We start from the raw sequence: 10,792 nt of genomic DNA, 5'->3' as shown, positions 1-10,792 counted from the left end.
TCACCGGGGCGGGTCTCGTCTGGACGGGGTTCGGCGCCGCCCTCGTGATCGATGCCCTCGACGGGGCCACGCATATTCCCGACCGCTGGTTCGGCCTCCTCCTCGTGGTCGAGGCTGTGGGCGCGTTCCTGCGCGGCCTCGTCGCCACGGGCGCCGCGCGCCGGTTGCGCCTCCTCAAGGCGGCGCTCCTCCTCGTGGTGGCGGTGCTGACGATGCTGGCCTCGTCCTCGAGCACGTTCCTCCTCGCCATGCTGTTCGGGACGGCCTTCCTGTTCGACGGCCTGTCGCGCTTCGCGCTCTCCTATGTGCTCCGCTTTCCGGGCTGGCGCCTGTCGGCGGCGCATGGGGCGCTGGGCGTGGCGCTGGGCATCATCACCCTGCAGCCCTGGCCCACCTGGTACGCCGGCACGGTGGGGTTCTGCATCGGCGCCTTCCTGATGCTGGCGGGGATCAAGGTGGCGATCCTCGGGCTGCGGTTGCGGCGCCCTCCGGCGGCAGCCGGACCGCGCGCCGACGGGGCCGGCACGGACACGCTCACCGTCTATGTCTGGACGCCGACGGGAACGGCCTCGATCCCGGCCCGGCAGCGCCTGGTCCATCGCTACGTCATCTCCGTGAACGGGTCCGGCCACATCTCCACCGGGCACGCGGCCCTGGAACTGGGCGATGGCAGCGGGACGCACGGGAGCCCGCTCTATGTGAGCCATTACCCCGCCGTGGAGATCGACCGCTCCCCCGACAACCTGCGCGCCACCCTGCGGGCCGGCCCGGAGAACAACGTGCCGGGCCGCTTCCTGCCGAGCTACCGCGAGGAGGCGGACGATTGGTGCGAGGCCACCGTCACGGTCACCTTGCACGGCATCGACGGGGCGGGCTTGACGCGCTTCTGGGCCGGCTATCGCCGCGACGCGACCTACAATCTCGTGGGCCGGAACTGCTCCACGGCGGTCGCCCGCGCCCTCGACGCCGCCGTGGAGGGCGCGTTCAGCCGGGCCGGCAAGCCGTGGCGCAGGCTCGCCCAGGCCGCCCTGAGCCCGGAATTCTGGGCGGCCGCCCTCCTGCGCAACGGGGCCGGCGCGATGACCTGGACGCCCGGTCTCGTGCTCGATTACTCGCGGGCGCTCAGCGCCCTCATCGATCCCGTCTCGCCGGTCCCGGCCATCAGCTGGGACGGCGTGAGGCGGCGGCTCCTGCGCAACTGGCGGGCCGAGGCGGTGGCGCGGATGCGGAGCCTCGCCCGGCGGCGGTCTCCGGCCGCGTAGGCGGCGGGACGGCAGTGGGTCGGTCTGGGATCCGATGGGGTCGCCCCGACCTTGGAGGGTTCGGGCGACCGTGCCATGATGGCGAGATGCAGATTCCCACCTTGCCCAACCACAGCGTCGCCGTGTCAGCGTGCCGGAGCGACAAGACCCGCTTCCGCTGGTCGGTGACGACGGCCGGGTTCCATGCCTGCCGTTCGACGACCTCCTCTTCGTCCGCCGCCATGGCAATGGCCGCCGGCATTTCTCACGCCCACGTCCTGGCGGAGCCGTATCGGATCAGGGCGCGGATCAACGATGGCGGGTGGATCTAGTCGGCGCACCTGCGTGTTTTTGGGATGTCGTTGATCGCGTGGTCGCCATCTGACGGATGGTCCCCGCGCCTTGAGCGTCCGAAATGGGCGGATTGCGGACCCTGCGCCGTTGGTCATGATCACCCCTATGACCGACTGGATCCAGCACTTCCGCACGGCGGCTTGTGGGTTGGCCGTAGCACATGTCTGGCGTGGGCATGGCTCGGCGCTGTTCGTGGAGCTTGGCGCGCTGACATCAACCACGCGCCGTAATGGCTTCCCCGGTCAGCCAGAGGGCGAGATCGGCCTGATGATTGAGTGGAGTTGGCGAATCGAGGAGGGAAGGTCCATCGCCTGCGGTAGTTGGAGCGACGAGAACCTGTGGTCCCCGACCTTTGCGCTCCTCCTCGGCCGCACGGTCCAAGACCTCTCGATGTTTGGCCATCTACCGGAGGTGGTTCTATCGGTGACAGGCGATCTGCGGCTGGCATCGTTCATGACGGCGGGAGGCGATCCGGCATGGACGCTGTTCGACCGGCGTGGCCCTCGCCCCGTCGCCGTAGGCTGTCGGTCGGGAGTGGTCTGCGTCGAGCCGTATGACTGTAAAGAATGAGATGCGGACCTTATGCGTGAGGCGCGCTGGGCTCATCCACCTTGAAGGTGATCGCGACTGAGCGGGCACGGATCGGGCCGTCCCAAGGCTTAAGTTCGATCTCGATGTCCTGCGGGAACGGGCCGACCGTAATGCATGACGGGCGATAGGAGGTTATCGAGAGTGAACGACTCTGAACGGAAGCTCGTCGATGCCATTCGAGCTATGACGAATCAGTACGTGAGCACAAAGGCATCAAAGAACTTGGCTCTCCCTGGCGCCGAAGGTAGGAGCTTCGAGGCGCGCGAGCCGGAACTAGTAAAGTTGTTGGCTGCGATGTGCTCGAAGTACCTTGAGCGGACGGACACGGGCGAGGTCGTTCTAGACAATGGAGCTATATCGGCCGGTGAGCATGCCTACGAGCAATTGGAAGCACGAGGACTGATCGTCATTGAACCGACCGGATATCGGTTCGCCCGTTGGACCGAGGCGGGAAGCAAGCTCATTGCCAAGCGCGCCCTATAGTCGGAGTTTGACTGTTCCGGCGCCACAATGATTCACTAAGGATAGATATATGGCTGGCAGTTGCAAGGCATGAAAAGCCTGAACATGTCTCGGGTCGGCATACCTTTATCCTGCGCGATTGCTGCAGCTGGGCTGGGGTGGGGCTGGATGATGGTCGAAGGGTTCTCTTGTACCGTTGGAGACCCTCCCTACGAGCAGGGATGTCCTGATATCGATTTCCGGCTCGTCTGGCTCAAATCCTCAGTCTATGTTTTTGTCGTACTATACGCGATCTACTACTTTGCTCTGGTGGCTTCATACGCAATCGGTAAGGCGGCCCGCGCATTGGCGAAATCGCGTAGACAGCAGAGCACCCCGCGTAACGAGCCAAAGGTCCATTAAGGGTGGCAAGCGGACCTTAGCTTTTTGTCCTGAAGCGGACGTTCCGCATCCAGTCTAAAAGTATATGCTTGGTATTTTTAGAGAAAGATTATGAGTTGGCAATTTCTAAAGACGTAACACAATTAGCGTATCGCTATTAAGATCAGCCACATGGTTCCAAATAAAAAAAGCATCCAAGATACTCCGTATTCCCATCTCATGATGCGACGAAACCGAACCGGATCGTCACGTTTCGAAACAGGGACCAATCCTTTTATATAAACAAATCCTTTTATATCACGCTTTAATGAGTAATAGTATCCAAAAATACTGAGCGCGATTGAAACAAATCCGATTGTCATGTTTCCGATTGAGGTCATGGAGTTGCTTTGCAAAAAATCTATCGTCCGCCTTATCTTCTAATATCTCATTGTCCGCTTACCACCCAACCCAGTCTTAGGTCATCGACCACCAAGCCGCCGCGAAGCGGACGTTCCGAAGGTCGCTGAAGGATCGAAAGCAGCCCCGGCAGCGGGTGTCAAACGTCAGATTTTCACCACTCGATCGATATAGTCCTATTCAAGTTGTTCTTCCCAACGCTTTACCTCATCCTGAGGTGCCGCGGAGCGGCCTCGAAGGAGGGCTCCAGGGATCGCGCGACCACTGGAGGGCTCCTTCGAGGCCCGCTGATGCGGGCACCTCAGGATGAGGTGGTCTGATGGGATGATCGGACTGAGCATGAAAATCCGCTGATACATCCACTCCAACACGCCCTCGGCACACGCATCAAGGCTGAAGATGCCTCTGTGCAAATCCATGCCGAACACCTGAGCTTGCGTATCGTCGGCCTATACCCTTGGCTCCGACGACGGAGAGAGCCGTGTGTTCCCGCCGCCCGGCCCTTCGCCTCAGCGCGCCGACCGTGAGCCAGCGAGCTCCCGCGAGATCGCCAGCATCACCGCCAACGTGTCCGCCTCGTCCTGCTCGGCGCCGTGATCGCTGAGCTTGACGATGACCGTGCCGGTGTCGCGGTTGATGTAGATGTACTGGCCGTAGACGCCGATGGCGGAGATGTCGTCGTCCCCTTCCGGCACGTGCCACCATTGCGCCGAGTAGGGCCAGCCGTCGACATCCCGGCGCGCCGGGGTCTCGATCCGCTCGATCCAGCGTGCCGGAACGATGTGCGTGCCGCCGACGCGGCCATGGTCGGCCACCATCAGCCCCAGGCGGGCAAAATCCCGCGCCACGGCATTGATGCAGCAGAAGGCCTTCTCCGTTCCCCCCGGCCGGTCGAGATTCCAGGTCGCCTTCGCCTCCGCGCCCATGGGCTTCCAGATCGCCTCCGAGAGGAGGTCGGCCAGGGGCTTCTTCTGGACCTCCGCGAGGATCAGGCCGAGGATCTCGGTGTCGATGCTGCGGTATTGCCCCGTGCTGCCGGGCTTCGACGACAGGGTGGCGTGGTCGCGCACGAACTCCCGGATGTCGCGGGTGAGGTATAGGCCGGCGGTGCCCGTGAGCGGGTCCCACGGGTCGTAATTCTCCGGCACCGCGAGTCCGCTCGTCATGTCGAGGAGGTCGCGGACGGTGATGCGGCCGAAGGCCGGCTCGTCCCGCAGATACGGCAGCAGGGCCGCCACGTGGTCGGTCTCGGCGAGTTTCCCCTCGGCGATCGTCTGTCCGACCAGCAGCGAGACCACCGATTTCGCCACCGACCAGGATGGGAACAGCGTCGCCGGCCCCGAGCCGGGGCGATACCATTCGTGGACGAGGACGCCGTCCTGGGTCACCAGCAGGGCGTTGGTATGGGTCGCCCGCAGCATCTCCGCCAGGGGAACGCTCCGTCCCTTCCAGGGAACCCGGTCGGGAATCGCGTGGAGCCGGACGGGCAGGGGGCGGGACGAGGGCGCCGCCGCCACCACCCGGCTCGCGAACCAGGTGCCGACGGAGGAGGGCTCGACGATGGCGAGGGCGGCGAGCGTGATCGGGTTCGGCACGCCGAGCAGCGGCCCGATGGCGGCCGCCAGCCCGCCCAGCGCCAAGGCGCAGATCAGCGCCCCGGCGAGCCGGGGGCGGCGAAAGCGGGGCCGGAGGCGGGCAAATCGCGACATCGCCCCTCAGTGATGCGCGGTCTGGCCCGAGGCGAGGATCGTCACGCCGACGGCGATCACCGCGATCCCGATCATCATCGGCAGGGTGATCGGCTCCTGAAACAGCAGCGCGCCGCCGACCGCCGCGCCGACCATGCCGACCCCGGCCCAGATCGCGTAGACGATCCCGATCGGCAGCATGTTCATGCTGTTCGACATCAGCCAGAACGCCGTGCCGTAGCCCAGCACCACGATGATCGTCGGCACCGGCTTGGTGAGACCGTCGGCCGCCTTGAGGGCGAGGGTCGCCGTCACTTCGGCGCCGATGGCCAGGGCGAGGAGGAGATAGGGGTTCATCCGTGGGTCGTCCGTGCGGTCGGCGGGCTGAAGGCGGGTCGGGCGGCCATCCGCATGGCGATGGCCGCGTCATGGCCGATACCGGGGGAAATCCACCGGTACGGCTCCGGATTTCCAAGAGCACGCCGGCCGTTAATGTCCCGTGTGGATGGCGCATGAAAGGCCGCCCGATGGCGGTCGAAACAGGGTGCGCGTGGCGGTGGCGATCCGGCTCGGGCGGCGCGCACCGGATTCGAAGTCCGCCCGTCGATGGCGTCTTGCCCCGGTCGGGGTCTCACGGCACAGATCGGAGACGGATCGCGCGAGATTCTCTTTCGTCCTTTCGGCGCCGGCGAGTCCGCAGGGGGAGGGGGCTCCCGGCACGATCCTCGTCACCACCGAGACCCTTCCCCTCCCTATGTCCCTCTCCCCGCGACGGAATCCGACACCATGCGCACGACCCTGACCGCCTTTCTCCTCATCGCTTTCACGGGTGCCGCCCTCGCGCAGCAGGTGAACGAGCCGCCGATCCAGAGCCCGCAGGACGCCGCCTGTCGCGAACAGGCCAGGGCGCAGGTGTTCAGCGCCGCCAACCCGAACAACCTCAGCCTCTACGACCTCGGCTCGCAGATCTATCACGCCTGCATGGCCAGCTATCACACCAGCGGCCCGAACCCGGACCGCAAGGACCGCCGCTTCTGAGGAGAGCCAAGCCCTTCCGTCTCAACGATAATCGGTGGGCGTCAGGCCGTGCCGGGCGATCTTGTCGTAGAGGGTCTTGCGCGGTGTGCCGAGGGATTCGGCGGCGATGCGGACGTCCCCGCCGGCCATGATCAGCTCCTCGCGGATCAGGCCGCGCTCGAACCGGTCGACCTGTTCGGCCAGGGTTCCGGCGGTGGCGGCCTCGGGCGGCGAGACCTCGTTCTGCCCAAGGCCCAGGGCGTGACGCTCGGCGAAATGGCCGAGTTCGCGCACGTTGCCGGGCCAGTCGTGCCGGCGCAGGTGCTCCCGCACGGCCGGCGTGATCGGCGCGGGCTCGCGGCCGAAGCGCGTCGCCGCCCGGGTCAGGAACTCCTGGAACAGCAGCATCACGTCCTCGCGCCGGTCGCGCAGGGGCGGGATCGCGATCGTGATGACGTTGAGCCGGTGGTAGAGGTCGTCGCGGAAGGTGCCCTGCGCCGCCGCCTGGCCGAGATCGACCTTGGTCGCCGCCACCACGCGCATGTCGATGGGGCGGATCTCGTTGGTGCCCAGCGGCTCCACCGCCCGTTCCTGCAGCACGCGCAAGAGCTTGACCTGGAGACCGAGCGGCATGCTCTCGATCTCGTCGAGGAACAGCGTGCCCCCCTGCGCGTGCTCGATCCGGCCGACGCGGCGCTTGAGGGCCCCGGTGAAGGCGCCCGCTTCGTGGCCGAAGAGCTCGCTCTCGACGACGCTGTCGGGCAGCGCCCCGCAATTCATGGCGACGAAATTCCGGCCGGCCCGCCGGCTCCAGCGGTGCAGGGCGCTCGCCACCACCTCCTTGCCCGATCCGGTCTCGCCGAAGACGAGCACGTCCACATCGGCCTGGGCGACCTCGCGCACGAGGCGGCGCAGGCGCACCATCTCGGGTGAGATGCCGAGGAAGGCCGGGTCCTCCTCCACCGCCGCGTCCAGCCGGGCGCGCAGGGTGCGGTTCTCGAGGACGAGCCGGCGCCGCTCCAGGGCGCGGCGCGCCGAGGCGACGAGGGATTCGGCCGGATAGGGCTTGGCCAGGAAATCGTAGGCCCCGTCGCGCATGGCGCCCACCGCCATGCGGATGTCGCCATGCCCGGTGATCAGGATCACGGGCAGTTCCGGATCGATCGCCTTGATCCGCCCGAGCAGGGCGATGCCGTCGAGATCGGGCAGGCGCACGTCGGTGACCACGAGGCCGGGCGGATCGGCGAGGATGGCAGCCAGCGCCGGTCCGGCGGCCCCGAAGGTCTCCACCGTGAACCCGTCGAGCTCCAGGCTCTGGCGGTTGGCGCGGCAGACATCCGTCTCGTCGTCGATGAAGACGACCCGTTCGGCCGACCCGCCCGCACCCTCTTCAACGCTCACGGTGTCGTCTCCACGGGGGCTTTGGCCAGTTCCATCCGAAACACCGCGCCGCCGGCCGGATCGTCCATGGCGTTCAGGCTGCCGCCGCAATCCTCGACGATTCCGCGCGCGATGGCGAGCCCGAGACCGAGCCCATCGGATTTGGTGGTGAAGAAGGCATCGAAGACCTGCGCCCGGATGGTCTCGGGGAGGCCCGGCCCGGTATCGCGGACCTCGATGGCCACGCGATTATCGGGCACGTCCCGCACCAGAAGGGAGACCCGTGGATCGGTGCTCCCCGCCGCCGCGTCGAGGGCGTTCTGGAGCAGGTTCACCACGACCTGTTCGAGGCGCGGCCCGTCGCCGAGGACGTAGAGGCCGGGAGCCGGCCTCTCCGCCGAGATCGCAATCCGGGCCGCCTGTGCCCGTGCTTCCACCAGTTCCAGGCTGTTGGCGAGGATATCGGCGAGCGCCACGGGCTCGCGACGGGGCGACGAGCGCCGGGCGAACCCCTTGAGCTGCCGCGTCAGCCCGCCGATGCGGTCGGTGAGGCGGCCGATGGCGAAGGCGTTCTCCGCCGCCTCCTCGCCCCGGCCCCGCCGGACCAGGATCGCCGCATTGTCGGCGTAGGAGCGGATGGCGGCCAGCGGCTGGTTGATCTCATGCGCCATGCTGGCGGCGAACTGGCCCAACGCCGCGAGCCGTCCGGCCTGGGCGAGTTCGCGGCCCAAGCGCTCCCGCTCGGCTTCCGCCTGCCGTCGCTCCTCCTCCGCCCTCCGTCGCTCCTCGATCTCCAGCCGGAGCAGCCTGTTGGCGTCGGTGAGTTCCAGCGTCCGCTCGCGGACGCTCCTCTCCAATTCTTCCCGGCGTGCCGCGGCCTGAGCGAGGTGCCGGCGGGTCCGCCGACGACGGCCCGCCAGGGTCGCGATCCCGATACAGGCCAGGCCGGTGCCGAGGGCAGCGATGATCCAGGCCTGCATCCGCTCGCGGTCCACGGCGGGGCCCACGGGCGTCAGGGTATGGAGCCGCCAGTCGGTGCCCGGAATGGGGGCGTCCAGGGCGAGCACCGTCCGCGCCGTCCGCGATCCCCGGCCGACGCGGACGAGATCCTGCATCCCCCCGACCGGATGGAGCGGGAGCGCCGAGAGCGGCGCCTCGCCGAATTCCAGCGCCGCGCGGATGCGCTTCCGCTCGTCGTCGCCGACCTCGCGCAGGGTGGCGAAGCTCCAGGCGGGATCGCTCGCCACGAGGACGATGCCCCGCGCATCGGCCACGAACACCCCGTCTCCCGATTGCCGCCACGCGGCCTCGACCCCATCGAACTCGATCTTCACCACAACGACGCCGCCAGCCTCGCCGATCCGCCGCGACAGGTAGAGCCCCGCCCGGCCGCTCACTGTGCCCAAGGCGAATTGCGACCCGGCGCCATCGGCCATGGCCTGCCGGAAGTAGGGTCTGAACGCGTAGTCCCGGCCGACGAAGCTGCGCTCGGCCTCCGCGTTGCTCGCGGCCACGGTGATGCCGTCGGGGCGAATGACGTAGATCACCGCCGAGCCCGTGGCGGCCGCCACCTGGGCGAGGCGCTTGCTCACCTGCTCGACCATGGCCGGCGTCGGATCCGGCCCCGCCACGGCGGCGATTTCCGGGTCCGCCGCGAGGGCAAGGGGGAGCGAGGCCTGCTTCTGCATCTCCGCCCGCAAGGCGCCGACCTGCAGCGCCAGGGTCGACTGTGCCGTGCGGCGCAGGTCGGACAGCGCCCAGCGTTCGGCGGCCTGCCCAGCCAGCCACGCCGCGACCCATACGAGGACGAGGCTGGCGGCGAGGGCGAGGCTCCGGCGCGACCGTTTCAGAAATCCGCGATCGGTTCCCTCGCGAGGCGGGACATTCGAATTCAAGGGGCTCGCTCCAGTGCGGAATTCCGGACGGAATTTCGCGGCGGGGTGCGGATAACCGCATTCGACGTGAGGAGGAGATTGGCGACCATCTGAAAAATATGTCTCAAATCAATGTTTTAACGAATTATTTCAGGAGTTCCCGATCTGGCACGGCGGTTGCCATTCTCAGACCGAAACGCAGGCCTGCGTTCATCGCAGAGCTGTGCGCCGAAGGGGTCTAGCCCCGGACGCCAAGACCAAAAGACGACGAGGCCCGGACACCCCGGCGCTTCGATCCGAACCGATCTATTCCCAAGGGAGAAGCCCGCCATGGCCGCCATACCGTCACCGCTCACCGCGCCGCACGCGCCGGCAAAGCCCAAGCCCCTCTATCGCACGCTGTATTTCCAGGTTCTCGTCGCCGTGGCGATCGGCATCACCCTCGGTCACTTCTACCCGCAGGTCGGCGCGGACATGAAGCCGCTCGGCGATGCCTTCATCAAGCTCGTCAAGATGATCATCGCGCCGGTGATTTTCCTCACGGTCGTCTCCGGCATCGCCGGCATGACCAATCTCGAGAAGGTCGGGCGCGTCGGCGGCAAGGCGCTCATCTACTTCATCACCTTTTCGACCCTGGCTCTCATCGTCGGCCTGATCGTGGCGAACCTCGTCCAGCCGGGCGCGGGCATGCACATCGATCCGAAGTCCCTCGATCCGAAGTCGATCGCGATGTACGCCGACAAGGCGAAGACGCAGTCGATCACCGACTTCCTCATGAACATCATCCCGACCACGGCGGTGGGTGCGTTCTCGGGCGGCGAGATCCTTCAGGTCCTGTTCTTCTCCGTGCTGTTCGGCTTCGGCCTCGCCTTCCTGGGCGATCGCGGCAAGCCGGTCCTCGACATCATCAAGGTGCTGTCGGAAGCCATCTTCGGCGTCGTCAACATCATCATGAAGGTCGCGCCCATCGGCGCCTTCGGCGCCATGGCCTTCACCATCGGCAAGTACGGCATCGCCTCGCTCGCCAACCTCGCCTACCTCGTCGGCGCCTTTTACCTGACCTCGGCGATCTTCGTGCTCGGCGTGCTCGGCCTCGTCGCCCGCTACAACGGCTTCTCGATCATCAAGCTCATCCGCTACATCAAGGAGGAGCTCATGCTTGTCCTCGGTACCTCGTCCTCCGAGTCGGCCCTGCCTTCGCTGCTCGAGAAGATGGAGCGCGCCGGCTGCTCGAAGCCCGTCGTCGGCCTCGTGGTCCCCACCGGCTACTCGTTCAACCTCGACGGCACCAACATCTACATGACCATGGCGGCGCTCTTCATCGCGCAGGCCACGGACACGCCGCTCACCTACGACGCTCAGGCGCTCCTCTCCCTCGGGCCAAGGTGTTCCCACAGCGAGGAGG

Annotated in this window: 10 protein-coding genes; 6 read left to right on the top strand and 4 right to left on the bottom strand. The window is 66.7% G+C overall.

Annotation, left to right across the window (positions count from 1 at the left end; genetic code table 11):
* The 4 genes from MBTS_RS19705 to MBTS_RS19690 form a co-directional block, all read left to right on the top strand.
* Positions 1 to 1,262 (top strand): HdeD family acid-resistance protein (locus tag MBTS_RS19705; RefSeq protein ID WP_192216297.1); only part of this gene is annotated, 1,262 nt, incomplete at its 5' end.
* A gap of 86 nt (positions 1,263 to 1,348) precedes the next feature.
* Positions 1,349 to 1,573: a hypothetical protein gene (locus MBTS_RS19700; RefSeq protein ID WP_056141272.1), complete on the top strand. Its 225-nt coding sequence runs from the start codon at positions 1,349 to 1,351 to the stop codon at positions 1,571 to 1,573.
* A 127-nt stretch (positions 1,574 to 1,700) separates the two neighbouring features.
* Entirely contained in the window at positions 1,701 to 2,165 is a 465-nt protein-coding gene (locus MBTS_RS19695) for a hypothetical protein (RefSeq protein WP_192216296.1), read from the top strand.
* A 162-nt stretch (positions 2,166 to 2,327) separates the two neighbouring features.
* Positions 2,328 to 2,669 carry a hypothetical protein gene (locus MBTS_RS19690; protein ID WP_147830742.1) on the top strand — a complete coding sequence of 114 codons (342 nt, stop codon included), beginning with the start codon at positions 2,328 to 2,330 and terminating at the stop codon, positions 2,667 to 2,669.
* A gap of 1,268 nt (positions 2,670 to 3,937) precedes the next feature.
* Here MBTS_RS19690 and MBTS_RS19685 read toward each other — a convergent pair.
* Positions 3,938 to 5,137 carry a serine hydrolase domain-containing protein gene (locus MBTS_RS19685; RefSeq protein WP_192216295.1) on the bottom strand — a complete coding sequence of 400 codons (1,200 nt, stop codon included), beginning with the start codon at positions 5,135 to 5,137 and terminating at the stop codon, positions 3,938 to 3,940.
* Between the two features lie 6 nt (positions 5,138 to 5,143).
* Positions 5,144 to 5,473: a DMT family transporter gene (locus MBTS_RS19680; RefSeq protein WP_018045616.1), complete on the bottom strand. Its 330-nt coding sequence runs from the start codon at positions 5,471 to 5,473 to the stop codon at positions 5,144 to 5,146.
* Positions 5,474 to 5,902: 429 nt separating this feature from the next.
* On the opposite strand from MBTS_RS19680, the gene MBTS_RS19675 reads away from it, so the two are divergent.
* Positions 5,903 to 6,154 carry a hypothetical protein gene (locus MBTS_RS19675; RefSeq protein ID WP_192216294.1) on the top strand — a complete coding sequence of 84 codons (252 nt, stop codon included), beginning with the start codon at positions 5,903 to 5,905 and terminating at the stop codon, positions 6,152 to 6,154.
* A 21-nt stretch (positions 6,155 to 6,175) separates the two neighbouring features.
* Here the strand turns inward: MBTS_RS19675 and MBTS_RS19670 are convergent, their stop codons facing one another.
* Both MBTS_RS19670 and MBTS_RS19665 read right to left on the bottom strand, forming a co-directional pair.
* On the bottom strand, positions 6,176 to 7,534 hold the full coding sequence (locus MBTS_RS19670) for a sigma-54-dependent transcriptional regulator (RefSeq protein WP_192216293.1): 1,359 nt from the start codon (positions 7,532 to 7,534) through the stop codon (positions 6,176 to 6,178).
* A complete protein-coding gene (locus MBTS_RS19665) occupies positions 7,531 to 9,408 on the bottom strand; it encodes a sensor histidine kinase (RefSeq protein WP_192216292.1) in 1,878 nt (625 codons plus the stop codon). The genes MBTS_RS19670 and MBTS_RS19665 overlap by 4 nt, the downstream gene beginning before the upstream one ends.
* A 309-nt stretch (positions 9,409 to 9,717) precedes the next feature.
* Here MBTS_RS19665 and dctA point away from each other — a divergent pair.
* The coding region (dctA, locus tag MBTS_RS19660; protein WP_192216291.1) for a C4-dicarboxylate transporter DctA at positions 9,718 to 10,792 on the top strand (1,075 nt) is incomplete at its 3' end.

The organism is Methylobacterium bullatum (assembly GCF_014845095.1).
GTDB classification, from domain to species: Bacteria; Pseudomonadota; Alphaproteobacteria; order Rhizobiales; family Beijerinckiaceae; genus Methylobacterium; species Methylobacterium bullatum.
The sequence above is the reverse complement of the archived record's forward strand: the minus strand, read 5'-3'. Positions and strand labels throughout refer to the sequence as shown.